This window comes from Streptomyces acidiscabies (genome assembly GCF_020010905.1).
In the GTDB taxonomy this organism is placed as follows: Bacteria; Actinomycetota; Actinomycetes; order Streptomycetales; family Streptomycetaceae; genus Streptomyces; species Streptomyces acidiscabies.
Map to the genome: position 1 here is coordinate 2,174,625 of NZ_JAGJBY010000001.1, position 15,909 is coordinate 2,190,533.

Genomic DNA, 15,909 nt, shown 5'->3' on the forward strand with positions numbered 1-15,909 from the left:
TGCCGTTATGGATCTGGAGAAGCGCGGGACGCAGTCGGCAGTACCCCGGCGGGATGCCGAGGGGTGTCTTGTCGTCGCGATCCGGATTCCGGTGCGGATCGTGGTGTTGGTGCTGGTCGTGCCGGTGCGGGTGGTGTGGGACGGGCTTGTCGTGGTGGGGCGGGTGCTGAGGTATTCCGTGCTGCGGCCTGTGGGGCGAGGGCTGTTGTGGGTGGGGAAGGCGGTGTTCGTCTGGCCGTTGGTAGGGGTCTGGCGGTATGTCGTCGTGCCCGTGGGGGTCGGGCTGGGGTGGCTCGGGCGGGTGCTCGTCGTGGTGCCGGTGGTGTGGGTCTACCGGAATGTGCTGGTCGCGCTCGGGCATGGCGTCGTGTGGGTGGTCGCGCCTGTCGGGCGCGGGGTGATGTGGGTCCTGCGCGGGATCGGTACGGGTATTGCGGCGCTCGGCGCCGGAGGCGCGTGGCTGACGCGGTATCTGGTCGTCGTGCCCGCGCGGTGGTTGTACGACTGGGTGCTCGCGCCGGTCGGCAGGGGGATCGGGTGGTGTGCGCAAGGGGTGTGGCGAGGGGTCGTGCTCGTCGCCACCGGCGTGTGGCTCGCCCTCTACTGGACGGTCCGCATCCTGCTCGTGCTGCCGCTGGTGGCGCTGTGGCGGTGGGTGCTCGCGCCGGTGGGGCGGGTGCTCGGGGTGGTCGCGCGGGAGGTGGGGGACGCGCTGGGGCATGCGTGGCGGGTCGCCGGGTGGGTCTCGCTCGCCGTGTGGCGGTTCCTCGTCGGGGTGTTCCGGTGGGTGTTCGTGGAGCCCGTGCGGTGGGTCTATACGGCGATGCTGACTCCCGTCGGCCATGTCGTACGGGACGCCGTCCTGCGGCCCGCCGCCGAGGCCGTACGCAGTGTGGGCCGCGTCACCCGACAGGTCCTCGCGTCCGCGCGCGAGACGGCCCGACAGACCCGCGCCGACCTGCGCAGAGCGCTGTTCGGGGCACCTCGTGAGAGGGAAGAGGTCGCTCGTCGGGAACCTGGGAGCGGCGACGGACGTACTCTTGGTAGAGGTACGACAGCTCTCACTAAGGAACAGAACACTGGGTAAGCGACAGCCCGAAGGCCCGCCGCCCGCTCCGGCGGTGCAGCGTATTCGACTGCGGTACACCAAGCGTGGTCGCCTTCGGTTCACCAGCCACCGTGACTTCCAGCGCGCCTTCGAGCGGGCGTTGCGCCGGGCCGAGGTGCCGATGGCGTACTCGGCGGGGTTCACGCCGCACCCGAAGGTGTCGTACGCCAATGCCGCACCCACCGGCACGGGCAGCGAGGCGGAGTACCTGGAGATCGCGCTCACGGCGGCGCGGGACCCGCAGCGGCTGAGGGCACTGCTCGACGAGTCGCTGCCGGACGGCCTGGACATCACCGACGCGGTGGAGGCCAGGACCTCGGGGCTCGCGGACCGGCTGACGGCTTCCGTGTGGGAGCTGCGGCTCGCCGGTGTGGAGCAGGGCGACGCCGAGAAGGCCGTGGCCGCGTTCAACGCCGCCGAGGTCGTCGAGGTCCAGCGGACCACGAAGAACGGCGTCAGGAATTTCGACGCGCGCGCCGCTGTCGTACACCTGGAAACAACACAGAGTGAAACGGCTGATAGGCCGACGGACCAGCCCTGTGCGATACTGCGGCTGGTTGTTCGGCACGTGACGCCTGCCGTTCGACCCGACGACGTCCTGTCCGGTCTCCGCGCCGTGGCCGACCTGGCGCCGCCGGTCCCCGCTGCGGTGACCAGGCTGGCGCAGGGGCTGCTCGATGAAGAGACCGGCACGGTGACCGACCCGCTCGCGCCCGACCGCGAGGCAGCTCAGGCCCTCTCAACGGCCGAACCGGCTGCCGCCGCGAAGGCGTAGGCAGGGGGAAGGTCCCGCGAAGGACGGACATCGTAGCGCCGCCCTCGTACTCGGGAGCCACCTGGGTCGGGCAGCGCACCCACCACAAGACTTTCGCCAGGCCGTACGCAACACGGCGTACGGAACCGGCGAGACAGGACACGGAAAGCTCCCGTGCGGCGCACGCGCCCCGGCGGCGGTGAACGCGAATCGCGTACCCCGCGGACGTCAGCGGTGACCGGCCCTCATGGCCGGCGCCGGACCAGGCGCGGCGCCCGGGAGCCCGAACGGGAGATACCCCCGCATGCTCGAACCGACCGACCCCATCGAGGGTTCCGAACAGAACACTCCCAGCGACACCCTGCCGCCGCGTCGTCGGCGCCGTGCCGCGTCCCGCCCGGCCGGTCCGCCCGCCGGCGCTGAGGGAGGCGCCGAGAACACCTCGGCCATACAGGCCGACGAGGCCGCACAGACCGCAACAACACCGGCCGAGGCCACGCCCGCGCCGTCCGTCGCAGCCGAGGAGCGGGCGGCCGACGCGCCGGTTGAGACCGCTCCGCGTGCCCGCCGCCGGGTGACCCGTCGGGCGTCCGCGCCGGCGGGGGCTCCGCAGGCCGCCGAAGAGGCGGTCGTCGTGGCCGCGCCCGCCGTGGAAGAGGCTCCCGCCGTCGAGGACGAGGCGCCCGCTCCGCGTACCACCCGTCGCCGGGCGAGCCGTCGGGCGTCCGCGCCTGCCGGGGCGCCCAAGGCCGCCGAGGCCGAGGCCGTTGTCGAGACGCCCGTCGAGGCTCCGGTGGCTGTCGAGGCCCCCGCCGCCGTAGAGGCGCCGGTCGTTGAAGAGGCCGTCGCGGAGGAGACCGGCTCGCGCCGTCGCCGCCGTGTCACGCGCCAGGTGACCGCACCCGCCGAGGAGAGCGAGGCCGTCGCCGAGGCTCCCGCACAGGACGAGGCGCCGGCCACGAAGACGCGCGCGACCCGGGCCAAGGCGCCCGCCAAGACTCCCTCCCCCGTCGCGGAGGCTCCGGAGGAGGGCGGTCCCCGCCGCTCCCGCCGCCGTGTCGTGAGCAAGGCCGCCGGTGGCTTCTCCGAGCCCGCGCCCGCTGCGGACGAGTCGCCGAAGCGCGCCGGGCGGCCTGCCGTGGCCGTGTTCCAGGCGCCGGTGTTCACCGAGCCGAAGTTCCAGTTCCAGACGCTCCAGCGGGCGGCGGCCGAGGCCGCTGCCGCGGAGGCCGAGGCACCGGCGGAGGTCGACGCCGAGGTCGAGGAGGAGATCGAGGCCACCGAGCCCATCTCGCTCCCCGAGGCCGTCGCCGAGGAGCCCGCGGGCTCGCGTCGCCGCCGCCGTCGCCGGGGTGCAGCCGCGCCCGCCGAGGACGTCGTCGAGACGGTCGTGGAGCCCGAGCCCGTTGTCGAGGAGGAGCCGGAGGACGTCGAGGACGCCGTCGACGCCGAGGACTCCGCCGACGACGACGCCGAGGAGTCCGGTTCGCGCCGTCGCCGCCGTCGCGGTGGCCGTCGCCGTCGCCGTGGCGAGAGCGCCGAGGACGAGGCAGACGCCGAGGAACTGGCCGCCGAGCAGGCGGAGCAGGATGCCGAGGACAGCGCCGAGCAGGACGAAGAGGACGCGGAGGACGGGGCCGCCGGCTCCACCGCCGGGAGCCGTCGCCGGCGTCGTAGGCGTCGTCGGGCCGGGGACTCCGGTGGCGAGGCCGAGCAGAGTGACGGGGATCCCGAGCGGACCGTCGTGAAGGTCCGTGAGCCGCGCAAGCAGGCCGAGCCGTCCGACGAGGTGCAGTCGATCAAGGGGTCGACGCGCCTTGAGGCCAAGAAGCAGCGCCGCCGTGAGGGGCGCGAGCAGGGGCGTCGCCGGGTTCCGATCATCACCGAGGCCGAGTTCCTCGCGCGCCGCGAGGCCGTCGAGCGCGTCATGGTCGTACGGCAGAGCCACGAGCGTACGCAGATCGGCGTTCTGGAGGACGGGGTGCTCGTCGAGCACTACGTCAACAAGGAGCAGTCGACCTCGTACGTCGGCAACGTGTACCTCGGCAAGGTGCAGAACGTGCTGCCGTCCATGGAGGCCGCGTTCATCGACATCGGCAAGGGGCGCAACGCCGTCCTGTACGCCGGTGAGGTCAACTTCGAGGCGCTCGGGATGTCGGGCGGTCCCCGGCGTATCGAGTCCGCGCTGAAGTCCGGGCAGTCCGTGCTGGTGCAGGTCACCAAGGACCCGATCGGGCACAAGGGCGCGCGTCTGACCAGCCAGGTCTCGCTGCCGGGGCGCTACCTCGTGTACGTCCCCGAGGGCTCCATGACCGGGATCAGCCGCAAGCTGCCCGACACCGAGCGGGCGCGTCTGAAGACGATCCTCAAGAAGATCGTCCCCGAGGACGCGGGCGTCATCGTGCGCACGGCGGCCGAGGGCGCCAGCGAGGACGAGCTGCGGCGTGACGTCGAGCGGCTCCAGGGGCAGTGGGAGGAGATCCGCAAGAACGCGAAGACCGGGAACGCGCCGACGCTGCTGTACGGCGAGCCGGACATGACGGTCCGCGTCGTCCGCGACATCTTCAACGAGGACTTCACCAAGGTCGTCGTCAGCGGTGACGAGGCCTGGCAGACCATCCACGGGTACGTCGCGCACGTCGCGCCGGACCTCGCCGGGCGGCTGTCGCGGTGGACGTCCGAGGTGGACGTGTTCGCGACGTACCGGATCGACGAGCAGCTCGCGAAGGCGCTGGACCGGAAGGTGTGGCTGCCCAGTGGTGGGTCGCTGGTCATCGACCGGACCGAGGCGATGGTCGTCGTCGACGTCAACACCGGGAAGTTCACCGGGCAGGGCGGGAACCTCGAAGAGACCGTCACGCGCAACAACCTGGAGGCGGCCGAGGAGATCGTCCGGCAGCTGCGGCTGCGGGACCTCGGCGGGATCATCGTCATCGACTTCATCGACATGGTCCTTGAGTCGAACCGGGATCTGGTGCTGCGGCGGCTGCTGGAGTGCCTCGGCCGGGACCGGACGAAGCACCAGGTCGCCGAGGTGACGTCGCTCGGGCTCGTGCAGATGACGCGTAAGCGGGTCGGGCAGGGGCTGCTGGAGTCGTTCTCCGAGACGTGCGTGCACTGCAACGGGCGGGGTGTGATCGTTCACCTCGACCAGCCGTCGGCTGTCGGCGGGGGCGGGAAGCGGAAGAAGCGCGGGCGGGGTGGGGATGAGCACGGTGCTCACGAGCACGTCGTCGAGGATCTGACGCCGGTCGCCGTCGAGGAGAGCGTGGAGGAGGTCGCCGCTGAGGTGGCGGCTCCTGTTTCGCTGCCCGCGCCTGAGTTTGAGCCCGATGAGGAGCTGTACAGCAGCGTGGCTGAGGCCGAGGCTGCGGCTACTCGGGGGCGGGGGCGTCGGCGGGCCAGTCGGCGGGTTTCCTCTCCCGGGGGGGCTTCGGCCCGGCGGGATGTGGTGGCTTCGGCTGCTGAGGTTGCCGCTGATCCGGTTGCCATCGAGGACCCGGTTGCTGAGGTGCCGGTTGTCGAGGCGCCGGTTGTCGTCGAGGAGCCTGTGGTTGAGGCGCCGGTCGTCGAGGCTGTTGCTGAGCCCGTCGTCGAGGGGCGTCCGCGTCGGCGGGCCACTCGGAAGGCGTCCGCGCCTGCGGGGTCGCCTTCCGGGGCTGAGGCCGGTGTCGTGACGGTTGTCGAGGCTGCGGCTCCGGTGGCGGAGGCTGTGGTCGAGGCGCCGGTTGTCGAGGAGACGGTCGCTCCGGCTCCGGCTCGGGCGCGGCGGCGGGCTGTGCGGGAGGTTGCGGCGCCTACGTCCTCCGATGAGGCGGCTGTTGTTGTCGTGCCGGCTGTTGTCGAGGAGGAGGCGCCTGCGCCTGCCAAGAAGACGGCGGCTCGGAAGACGGCCACGAAGAAGGCGACCGCCAAGAAGGCTGCTCCCGCGAAGAAGACTGCGGCCAAGAAGACGACCACGGCTGCCAAGAAGACTGCGGCCAAGAAGACGACGGCCAAGAAGACGACGAAGGCTGCGGCCAAGAAGACCGCTGCGGCTGAGCAGGCTTCTTCTCCGTCCGTGTCTGCTGCGGCTGACGAGAGCTGAGTCGAGGGTTGAGCTGAGCGGCCCTTCCTACGGAGCGTGGTGCTTCGCAGGAAGGGCCGCTTTGTGTTGTGGGGCGTTGCACTCGACTCAGTTTGACCTGTACGGGGGACACCTCGTAGCCTGGGGCGTCGGCGTGCTAATGAGTGCGTCACATCCCCGTAAACCTTTCTTCCCTCCGGGTGCGCCTCGTGGCCGGGAGAGGCTGGCTGTGTTTATGACCGGTCGGCTGGACTGCGGGGGTGCCGGTTCCGAGCGAGAGAGTGAGATCCGCGTGTACGCCATCGTGCGCAGCGGTGGTCGCCAGCACAAGGTTGCTGTCGGCGACATCGTTGAGGTTGACAAGATTCCCACTGCCAAGGTTGGCGACACGGTCGAGCTCTCGACCCTGCTCGTTGTCGACGGCGAAGCTGTCACCAGCGACCCGTGGGTGCTGGCCGGCATCAAGGTCCAGGCTGAGATCGTGGACCACCACAAGGGTGTGAAGATCGACATCCTGCGCTACAAGAACAAGACCGGCTACCGCCGTCGCCAGGGTCACCGTCAGCAGTACACGGCGATCAAGGTCACGTCCATCCCGTCGGCCGCGAAGTAAAGAGGGACTGAGCAATGGCACACAAGAAGGGCGCATCGTCCACCCGGAACGGTCGCGACTCCAATGCCCAGCGGCTCGGCGTGAAGCGCTTCGGCGGTCAGGTCGTCAACGCTGGTGAGATCCTGGTCCGTCAGCGCGGCACGCACTTCCACCCGGGTTCGGGTGTGGGTCGTGGCGGCGACGACACGCTGTTCGCGCTCCAGCCCGGTGCGGTGGAGTTCGGTACGTTCCGCGGCCGTAAGGTCGTGAACATCGTTCCGGTCGGCTGAAAAGCCTGATCCGGAAGCTTTCGCGAGGCGGACCTCACTTCCCGTTCGGGAAGGCGGGTCCGCCTTTCGCGTGTTGGTATAGGTAACACCTGTTTAGCTTTTTGGAGGCACTAACCATGACCACCTTCGTGGACCGCGTCGAACTGCATGTCGCCGCGGGTAACGGAGGCCACGGCTGTGCCTCCGTCCACCGTGAGAAGTTCAAGCCGCTCGGCGGGCCCGACGGCGGCAACGGCGGGCGCGGCGGCGACGTGATCCTCACGGTCGACCAGTCCGTGACCACGCTCATCGACTACCACCACTCCCCGCACCGCAAGGCCACGAACGGCAAGCCGGGCGAGGGCGGCAACCGCTCCGGCAAGGACGGCCAGGACCTGGTCCTCCCGGTCCCGGACGGCACGGTCGTCCTCGACAAGCACGGCAACGTCCTCGCGGACCTCGTCGGCCACGGCACCTCGTACGTCGCCGCGCAGGGCGGCCGGGGCGGGCTCGGGAACGCGGCGCTGGCGTCGGCCCGCCGCAAGGCGCCCGGGTTCGCGCTGCTGGGGGTGCCGGGGGATCTCGGGGACATCGTCCTGGAGCTGAAGACGGTCGCGGACGTCGCGCTGGTCGGGTACCCGAGTGCGGGGAAGTCCTCGCTGATCTCGGTGCTGTCGGCCGCGAAGCCGAAGATCGCCGACTACCCGTTCACGACCCTGGTCCCCAACCTGGGTGTGGTGACGGCCGGTTCGACCGTCTACACCATCGCGGACGTTCCCGGTCTGATCCCGGGAGCCAGCCAGGGCAAGGGGCTCGGCCTGGAGTTCCTGCGGCACGTCGAGCGGTGCAGTGTCCTCGTGCACGTCCTCGACACGGCGACGCTGGAGTCCGAGCGCGACCCGATCTCCGACCTCGACATCATCGAGGAGGAGCTGCGGCAGTACGGCGGTCTGGGTGGCCGTCCGCGCATCGTCGTCCTGAACAAGACCGACATCCCCGACGGCAAGGACCTCGCGGAGATGGTCCGGCCCGATCTGGAGGCGCGTGGTTACCAGGTCTTCGAGGTGTCCGCCGTCGCGCACCTGGGCCTGCGTGAACTCTCCTTCGCGCTGGCCGAGTTGGTGGGTCAGGCGCGGGCCGCGAAGCCGCTCGAGGAGGCCACCCGGATCGTGATCCGGCCCAAGGCCGTGGACGATGCGGGCTTCACCGTCGTCCAGGAGGAGGACGGTCTCTTCCGCGTCCGGGGCGAGAAGCCCGAACGCTGGGTGCGGCAGACCGACTTCAGCAACGACGAGGCCGTCGGCTACCTCGCCGACCGCCTCAACCGCCTCGGCGTCGAGGACGCGTTGATGAAGAAGGGCGCCCGCGCGGGCGACGGCGTCGCGATCGGGCCCGAGGACAACGCGGTCGTCTTCGACTGGGAGCCGACGGTCATGGCCGGCGCGGAGATGCTGGGCCGCCGAGGCGAGGACCACCGCCTCGACGAACCCCGCCCCGCGACGCAACGCCGCCGCGACAAGCAGGCGGAACGCGACGAGGCGACCCAGGAGTTCGAGGGCTTCGAGCCCTTCTGACAGGCCGGTCACCGACGTAGCTGAAAAGGGCCCGCCCACCGTCCCCGTAGGGAAGGTGGGCGGGCCCTCGGCATAAGGGATGCCCCGAGGCTGAGCCTCAGGCGACCGGTTCCGGTGAAGCCTCGGGCTCCTTCTGCTTCGTCGCCTCCGGCCTTGCCGAAGCCTTCGTCGACGGTTCCGCCGTCACCGCCTCCGGCACCCGCCCCCACTTCGGCCGGGCCGCCAGCAGCGGGATCGTCATGATGCCCAGGAACATCGGCGCGAACATGTAGCGGGCCAGCGGTGCCGGGTTGGCGGCGACCACCGTCAGCTGGAGGGCCAGCGGGATGGACAGGATGCCGATCGGTGCCCAGGAGCGGTTGCGGCGGGAGAAGACGTAGAAGACCGCGTACGCGGCGTAGCACCAGAACGCGCCCCGGAAGAGGATCCACTGGAGCTGCGGGGTCTTGCTGGCCTTCCACGTGAAGAACGCGGCGTCGTGGAGGGTGTCGCTGAGGGGGCGGATCTTCAGCTCGTCCCGGTAGGGGCTGTTCGCCATCTCCGGGTTCCAGTCGGCCCAGCCGTACAGGTTCTTGGGGACGGACGGGACGGAGATGAGGGTCTCGCCGTCCAGGTCGGCGGGGCCGGGGAAGATGCCCCAGGCGATCTGCGAGCGGCACAGGCGCGCGCCGATCATCTGGTCCGGGGTGCGCTTGAGGACGCGGCCCCACAGGTCGAGCAGCTCGGTGTTGAGCTCGGCTGCCTTCTGGCGGTTCATGGGCTTCTTCATGGCCCAGTCGGCGTTCCAGCAGTTCGCCGCGCGCCCGCCCCAGTGGGAGAGCGGCGCGACCTCGGCCATGAGCTTCTTGTCGGCGGCAGTGAACGTCCACGGCGCCTTGCCGTACACGACGGCGATGTCGGCGTAGTTGAGGGCGTACACCTGGTCCTTGGTCGGCGTCTGGACGCCGAGCGCGGGATAGATGACGAGCTGGAGCGCGGCGGAGATGACCGTCGGGACGACGGTCGCGACGAGTATCGCGCGCCGCATCCTCGGCAGCACCAGCAGCAGCACGGGGCAGGCGATGACGGCGACGAGGAGCCCGTTGTTGCGGAACAGCCCCATCATCAGGAACCCGGCGAACAGCACGATCACCTGGTTGCGGAACACCGTGTCGTGCACCGCCTGCCGCTCCCGCATCCGCCGTACGGTGAGCCGCCCCGCCGCCCCGAACGCGAGGAGCGCGCCGATGACGAACGGGACGTCCTTCCACACGAAGATGGTGAACGTGCCGATGGACGGCAGCACCGCGCAGGCGATCGCCGCGAGCGCGCTCCACTTGCCGGGGACCCCGAAGTGCCGCAGCGTGACGGCGACATAGGCGAGCGCGGCGGCCATGCCGACGGACTGGCCGAACGTCAGCAGCGCCAGGTCACCGGTGAGCTTGATGGAGAGCCAGACCAGCCCGTCGTACGCCACCGAGTGGTTGGACATCCAGTGTCCGGTGGTGACGTGCCAGACGTACGAGATGGAGTCGTAGCTCATCCCGCCCGGATAGAAGGCCGCCCACCACAGCAGGAAGACGAACTGCGTGACGGCGTACACCGTCAGGGGCATGCGGCGCTTGGGCGGGATCCGCTCCCAGCGTTCGTGCAGGCTGGTCCTCATCGAGGAGACTGTGGGCACTCTCAACGCTCCGTGGCAGGTCGGTCGGGGTGCGCGAGCTCCAGCATCCGGGTGATGACCCGCTCGGCGGCGTGGCCGTCGTCGAGGTCGCAGAACATCTTCCTGAACTCGGTGTACGCGTCGGCGTAGGAGGCGTGGATGCGCTCGATGTCGCCGAGCGCCTCGATGAGTCCGTCGGAGGTCTGCAGCAGCGGGCCGGGGGCCTGCCGCTCGAAGTCGAAGTAGAAGCCCCGCAGTTGGTCGCGGTAGTACTCGAGGTCGTACGTGAAGAACAGCATCGGACGGCCGGTGTTCGCGAAGTCGAACATCAGGGACGAGTAGTCCGTGACCAGGATGTCCGTGATCAGGTACAGCTCGGCGATGTCCGGGTAGCTGGAGACGTCGAAGACGAAGCCGTCCCCGGCGCCGGGCACCGCGTCGACGATGTTGGAGTGCTTGCGCACCAGCAGGACGTGGTCCTCGCCGAGCTGCTCGCGGGCCTTCTTCACGTCGACCCGCAGGTCGAACTTGTAGTTGCCGGCCCGGTAGAACTGGTCGTCGCGCCAGGTCGGCGCGTACAGCACGACCTTCTTGCCCTCCGGCAGCCCGATCCGCTCCCGCACCTTGCGCGCGGTGTCCTCGGTCTTCGGCGCGAGCAGGAGGTCGTTGCGCGGGTAGCCCGACTCCAGGATCTCCCCGTCGTACTGGAAGGCCCGCTTCATGATCGGCGTCGAGAAGCGGTTCGGGGAGACGAGGAAGCTCCAGCTCGGCGTCTCCTCGGCGACCTTGGTCAGGTACTTGCGGTCGGCGAACTGGACGCTGTCGATGTCGTGGCCGATGCGCTTGAGGGGGGTGCCGTGCCAGGTCTGCACGATGACCTGGCCCTCGCGGCGCCGGATCCAGTGCGGCAGGTGCGTGTTGGTGACGATGTACCGGGAGCGGCCCAGCGCCTCGTACCACTCGCGGCTCCACCGGCGGATCACCCGGACCCCCTCGGGGATCTGCGCCCGCTTGTCCTCGACGACCCAGATGTGCTCCAACTCGTCACCCCGGCGCACGAGTTCCTCGTACACCGCGCGCGGCGAGTCGGAGTACTGGCGGCCGGAGAACGACGCGTACAGCACGGTGTCCCGCAGCGGCGCGGTGCGCGCGTCGGCGTACACGCCCGTGCGCAGCTCGCGCTGGCGGAACCAGCCGAACTCGTCGGGCAGCAGGTCGGGCGCCGCCTCGATGAGGAGGCGGTCGAAGAAGCGGTGGGTGAGCGCGTAGTCCCGGCCGCGTACGGCGAACCGCAGCGGGAGCGTGCCGAGCGCGGCCGGGGCGACGCGCAGCGGCACCTCCGTACGGCTCTCGGCGGCGCGCGCCGTCAGGTACCAGCGGCCCTGCCGGAGCGGTACCTCGCTGAGGCTGTCCGGGACGGGCAGGAACTCGGCGCGGAAGACGCCGTCGACGAGGGTCGCCGGGGCGGAGTGCTCCTCGGAGTGGCGGCTGTGCCGCATGACGATCTCGACGGGCTCGTCCACCGTCACCGGCAGCGCCCCGGCGAGCGTGATCCGCCCCTCGGGGTCCACGGACAGCTCGGTGACCGCGGGCTGCGCGGCCTGCGTGCGCAGCGCGAGGCGGCCCACGCCGTCGTCGGCGACACAGACCGCGCGCCCGCCCCAGACGGGTTCGCCGTCGACGGGGTACTGGCCGGTGAGGCCGCCCTCCTTCGGCGCGACGGCGACCGGGTGGAAGCGGCCGTCCACCGACAGCTCGGCCGTCCACTTGTCGGTGAGGTCCCAGTTGCCGAGGTCGCGGCCGTCGACGGCGAGGTCGGCCAGCGGGACCCGCGCGGTGAACGTCGCGCCGTCGCGCTCGACGTCGTACGCCAGCGTCGCCTGCGTCGAGCCGTGCGTGAGGCGCAGGCCGAGCTTGCCGCCGACCGCCTCGTGGCCCAGCGCGCCGGTCAGCTCCAGGACGCCGTCGGTGACCCGGTGGCCGGTGAGCTTGGCGCGGACGCGCTCGACGCGCAGGTAGATGTGGTCGTCGGTGACGAACGGGACGACCCGTACGTCCTTCTCGACCCAGTACGGCACGGGGCTCTCGGCGCTGCCGCTCTCGCCGGCCTTCAGGCGGGTGCGGCGCACGATGCCCTGCTGGACGGTGGCGACGGTCAGCCGCCACACGCCGTCCCGCCAGCCGCCGCGCGCCTTGAACTTGCGCGGGTCGAGGTCGAGGGAGAACCCGGACCAGTCGTAGTTGTGCAGCGACTGACCGGACGTCTGCGTGGCACGGGCCGCCTGGACGCGGTTCGGGCGGACCAGGACCGTGCGGCGGCTGCCGTTCTCGCGCAGCATCAGGACGCGCAGCGCCGTCGGCTGGGGGCGCTCGGCGGCCAGGTTGCGGATGTAGGCGTGGCCGGTGATGCGCAGCTTGCCGCCGTCCCAGACGACCTCCTCGGCGCGGGCCCGCGCCGAGAAGTCGGAGTCGACGCGCAGCACCGAGCGCGGCACCGCGCCCTTGCCGGACAGCACCGGGTAGTCGGCGAAGTGCTTGAGGCCCTGCCGGACCACGGGGACCGCGCGGCCGGTCTCCCGCTCGTAGGCGAGGAGGTCCATCAGCTCGTCCAGGCGCTTCTCCTGGATGAGGTGGCACTTCAGGCGCAACGAGACGGGCAGCCGGGGGAAGACCGCCGGGTCGACGCGGCCCAGGAAGCCGGCGGCGCCCGTCATGAACAGATCGCGGAACTCGTCCCCCGCCTCGTCCAGGACGCCCATGAACAGGGGGAGTTCGTCGGTGATGAAGATCTCGTCGTACCAGCGCTTGTGCGCCGCGTACTTCTCGCCGGGCTGGGAGCCGAGGAAGCGGCTCACCGAGTCGCAGGACCGGATGCGGTCACGGACGTTGACGGGCTCGGTGCGCCGCTGGGTGATCGAGGGGGCGCCGCCGGTGCGCTGGCGCCACAGGTAGACCGGCTCGCCCAGCACGTCGACCGCCTTGGCGAGGAAGTGCGCGGGGAGGGTCACCGGGGCGTCCTCGTAGAGGATGCCGGGGAACTCGAAGTGGTGCTGGTCCCAGAAGGAGCGGCGGAAGACCTTGTTCCACGCCGTGCGGTCGTAGACGAGGTCCTTGTCGCGGGTGATGTGGGTGCGCTCGCGGTCGGTGCGCAGCCGCTTCTGGTGCAGCGGGGAGGTGAGGATCTCGCCGGCCTTCAGCAGGTTGACGTTCCCGCTGGCGAAATCCGACCCGGTCTTGTCGAGGCTGGTGATGAACCGCTCGTACGCGTCCGCCAGGACGATGTCGTCGCTGTCGACGAACGCGACGAACTCCGTCCCCTCGGTGAGGTTCGCGACCCCCGTGTTCCGCGCCGGCCCGAGACCCTGGTTCTTCTGCGGGACGACCCGGAAGCGGTCGTCCTTCGCCGCCCATCTCTCCGCGATCGCGAGGCTGCCGTCCGTCGAGCCGTCGTCCACGACGACGGCCTCCCAGTCGGTGAACGTCTGGTCCGCGATCGACTGGAGACATTCGTCGAGGAAGAGTTCCACGTTGTAGACGGGAACGACTACTGACAGACGGGGAGGCATCGGGGTACTGCGCCTTTCTCGGAACTGCGGCTGGCGATGACGGACATGACCGGACTCGCCGGACACCGTGGCACTAGCCTCGCACGGGAGGCTCCGGTTCCTGCCCCAGGAAGACGCGGCGCACGACACGCTCCGCCGCCCGCCCGTCGTCGTACTCGCAGAACCGGCGCCGGAACTCGCCGCGGGCCTTCGCGGACGTGTCGTCGGACCAGCGGCCGGAGCGGAAGACGTCGATGAGGTCGTCGCGGGTGGCCACCACCGGACCGGGTGACACGGAGTGGATGTCGAAGTAGGTGCCGCGCGTGGCGCGGTAGACGTCCCAGTCGCTCGCGAACAGGACGATCGGCCGGTCGAGGAGCGCGTAGTCGAACATCAGGGACGAGTAGTCCGTGAGGAGACAGTCCGCGGCGAGGTACAGCTCCTCGACGTTCGGGTGGCCGCTGACGTCGATGACGCCCTCGCTGTTGCCGTGCCCGGTGTCGAGGTTGAAGTAGTGGGCGCGCACCAGGACCGTGAACTCGGCGCCGATGCTGTGCGCGAAGTGCTCGACGTCCAGCAGGGGCTGGGGCGTCGACTGGTAGTCGCGGTGGGTCGGCGCGTACAGGACGACCTTCTCGTCCGGCTCCAGACCGAGCTTCGCGCGGGCCTGCGCGCGGTCCTCGGCGGTCGCGTTCGCGAGGACGTCGTTGCGCGGGTAGCCGTAGTCGAGGGACGTGTACGCCGTGGAGGGGTAGGCGCGGTCCCAGACGGCGGTGGTGAAGCTGTTGGAGGAGACGCTGTAGTCCCAGCGGTCGACCCGGTCCATCAGCAGCCGCATGTCCAACTGGGCGGCGCCCAGCGGGTATTCGACCTGGTCGACACCCATCCGCTTGAGCGGCGTGCCGTGGTGGGTCTGCACGAAGACCTGACCGCGCCGCTTCACCACGCGCGTCGGGAAGTTGACGTTGTTGACGAAGTACTGCGAGCGCGCCATCGCCCGCCAGAACCCGAACGACCCCGGGTGCACGGTCGGCGTCCCGGCCGGCGGCCGGTTGCGCGGGCTCGGCTTCAGCACCCACGTCGGCTTCACGTTCGGCGCCAGCTCGCGCAGCTTCTGGTCGATCGCCGCCGGGTTGCAGGAGTAGTCGGCGTTCCAGTACGCGGCGAACACCGCCGTGTCCTTCTTCACCGGCAGCATCCGCTGCGCCCGGTAGTACGCCATCAGGACGGCCGTCCGCACCGGCTTCTTCAGCTTGGCCGCCGCCCGGTACGCACTGCGCGCGGGCCTGCGCAGCCGGTTCGGCAGCCGGTTCGCGACCCGCCGTACGCCCGACTTGGCCGGCTTCTTCGCGGGGTCCCGGTAACCCGCCGGACGGTACCGGCGCTCGGCCTCCAGGCGCCGGCCCCGGAACTCGGCGCGGGCGCCCGCCGGGAGGCGGCCCGGCATCCGCTCGATGACACCGAGGTGGAACGCCATCCGCTCGAACAGGGGCCCGCGCCAGCGGTCGAACTCGGGGTGCGCGGCGAGGAACCCGAAGACCAGGTCGTACTGGTCGAACACCTCGAAGTGCTTACGGCTCGCCGACGACAGGATCGACCCCTGCCGCCGCTGCCGGTAGTGCACGCACACCCGGTCCAGCACGGCGATCGTCTCGGCGGCGACCAGCACCGGGTACGTCCACGGGGTGTCCTCGTAGTACCCGGTCGGGTACACGAACCCCCACCGCTCGATGAAGTCCCGCCGGTACGCCTTGTTCCAGGCGACCTGGAGCAGTTCGAGCAGCACCGGGTGGTCGTCGAGCGCGAACGCGCCGGACGGGGCGTCGGTGAGCGCCTTGCGCTTGGCGTTCGGCGTGACCCGCCCGTCCCAGTACGTACGGTCGTAGTCGTAGACCAGCAACTCGGGGTCGCCGGTGTCCTCAAGCCGTCCCGCTATGGCCTGGAGCGACCCCGGCAGCATCACGTCGTCGCTGTCCAGGAAGATCAGGTACTCGCCCCGCGCCCGCTCCATCCCGGCGTTGCGCGCCCGGCCCAGACCGACGTTCTCGGCGAGCTGTACGGCGATCACGCGCGAGTCGGCCGCCGCGTATTCGGACATGATCTCGCCGCACGAGTCCGGCGACGCGTCATTGACCGCGATGACCTCGAAGTCCCCGTACGCCTGCTCCAGCACGGAGTCGAGGCAGTCACGCAGGTATGCCTCCACGCCGTACGCGGGCACGACGATGCTGAAACGGGGGGACCGGTCTTCGGAGCCAGTGGCAGTCATATGGGGTCAGTAGCTTTCGCGACGGGGGGAGGGGCGAGCCTCGCACTGGAGGACGGGACCCGGCGGAGTGGGGTTCCACGAGTCCCCGGA

Annotated in this window: 9 protein-coding genes; 6 read left to right on the plus strand and 3 right to left on the minus strand. The window is 70.5% G+C overall.

What is annotated here, in order from left to right:
* The first annotated feature begins 7 nt into the window (after positions 1-7).
* The 6 genes from J8M50_RS10225 to obgE all read left to right on the plus strand — a co-directional run bounded on the left by J8M50_RS10225 (position 8) and on the right by obgE (position 8,363).
* Positions 8-1,087: a hypothetical protein gene (locus J8M50_RS10225; RefSeq protein ID WP_029184085.1), complete on the plus strand. Its 1,080-nt coding sequence runs from the start codon at positions 8-10 to the stop codon at positions 1,085-1,087.
* Between the two features lie 34 nt (positions 1,088-1,121).
* Positions 1,122-1,883 (plus strand): TIGR03936 family radical SAM-associated protein, encoded by a 762-nt coding sequence (locus J8M50_RS10230; protein ID WP_029184086.1) that lies wholly within the window; start codon positions 1,122-1,124, stop codon positions 1,881-1,883.
* Positions 1,884-2,166: 283 nt separating this feature from the next.
* A complete protein-coding gene (locus J8M50_RS10235; protein ID WP_010355334.1) occupies positions 2,167-5,949 on the plus strand; it encodes an Rne/Rng family ribonuclease in 3,783 nt (1,260 codons plus the stop codon).
* A 271-nt stretch (positions 5,950-6,220) separates the two neighbouring features.
* Complete coding sequence (rplU, locus tag J8M50_RS10240) at positions 6,221-6,541, plus strand: 50S ribosomal protein L21 (RefSeq protein WP_010355335.1); 321 nt, start codon at positions 6,221-6,223, stop codon at positions 6,539-6,541.
* 14 nt (positions 6,542-6,555) lie between these two features.
* Positions 6,556-6,810, plus strand: a complete 255-nt coding sequence (gene rpmA / locus J8M50_RS10245) for a 50S ribosomal protein L27 (protein ID WP_010355336.1) — start codon at positions 6,556-6,558, stop codon at positions 6,808-6,810.
* 116 nt (positions 6,811-6,926) lie between these two features.
* A complete protein-coding gene (gene obgE, locus J8M50_RS10250; RefSeq protein WP_010355337.1) occupies positions 6,927-8,363 on the plus strand; it encodes a GTPase ObgE in 1,437 nt (478 codons plus the stop codon).
* A gap of 97 nt (positions 8,364-8,460) precedes the next feature.
* Here obgE and J8M50_RS10255 read toward each other — a convergent pair whose 3' ends face one another.
* From J8M50_RS10255 to J8M50_RS10265, 3 genes are all read right to left on the minus strand, one after another.
* Positions 8,461-10,008: a DUF6020 family protein gene (locus tag J8M50_RS10255; RefSeq protein ID WP_010355338.1), complete on the minus strand. Its 1,548-nt coding sequence runs from the start codon at positions 10,006-10,008 to the stop codon at positions 8,461-8,463.
* A 20-nt stretch (positions 10,009-10,028) separates the two neighbouring features.
* The gene (locus tag J8M50_RS10260) at positions 10,029-13,571 is read right to left on the minus strand and encodes a bifunctional glycosyltransferase/CDP-glycerol:glycerophosphate glycerophosphotransferase (RefSeq protein ID WP_010355339.1); all 3,543 of its coding nucleotides are present in this window, start codon (positions 13,569-13,571) and stop codon (positions 10,029-10,031) included.
* A gap of 73 nt (positions 13,572-13,644) precedes the next feature.
* Positions 13,645-15,819: a bifunctional glycosyltransferase/CDP-glycerol:glycerophosphate glycerophosphotransferase gene (locus tag J8M50_RS10265; RefSeq protein WP_010355340.1), complete on the minus strand. Its 2,175-nt coding sequence runs from the start codon at positions 15,817-15,819 to the stop codon at positions 13,645-13,647.
* Between the last annotated feature and the right edge of the window lie 90 nt (positions 15,820-15,909).

Bases quoted from the DNA above. Each gene is read 5' to 3' on its own strand.
- J8M50_RS10225 (WP_029184085.1), top strand. From the start codon at position 8: ATGGATCTGGAGAAGCGCGGGACGCAGTCGGCAGTACCCCGGCGGGAT.
- J8M50_RS10235 (WP_010355334.1), top strand. From the start codon at position 2,167: ATGCTCGAACCGACCGACCCCATCGAGGGTTCCGAACAGAACACTCCC.
- rpmA (WP_010355336.1), top strand. From the start codon at position 6,556: ATGGCACACAAGAAGGGCGCATCGTCCACCCGGAACGGTCGCGACTCC.
- obgE (WP_010355337.1), top strand. From the start codon at position 6,927: ATGACCACCTTCGTGGACCGCGTCGAACTGCATGTCGCCGCGGGTAAC.
- J8M50_RS10255 (WP_010355338.1), bottom strand. From the start codon at position 10,008: ATGAGGACCAGCCTGCACGAACGCTGGGAGCGGATCCCGCCCAAGCGC.
- J8M50_RS10260 (WP_010355339.1), bottom strand. From the start codon at position 13,571: ATGCCTCCCCGTCTGTCAGTAGTCGTTCCCGTCTACAACGTGGAACTC.
- J8M50_RS10265 (WP_010355340.1), bottom strand. From the start codon at position 15,819: ATGACTGCCACTGGCTCCGAAGACCGGTCCCCCCGTTTCAGCATCGTC.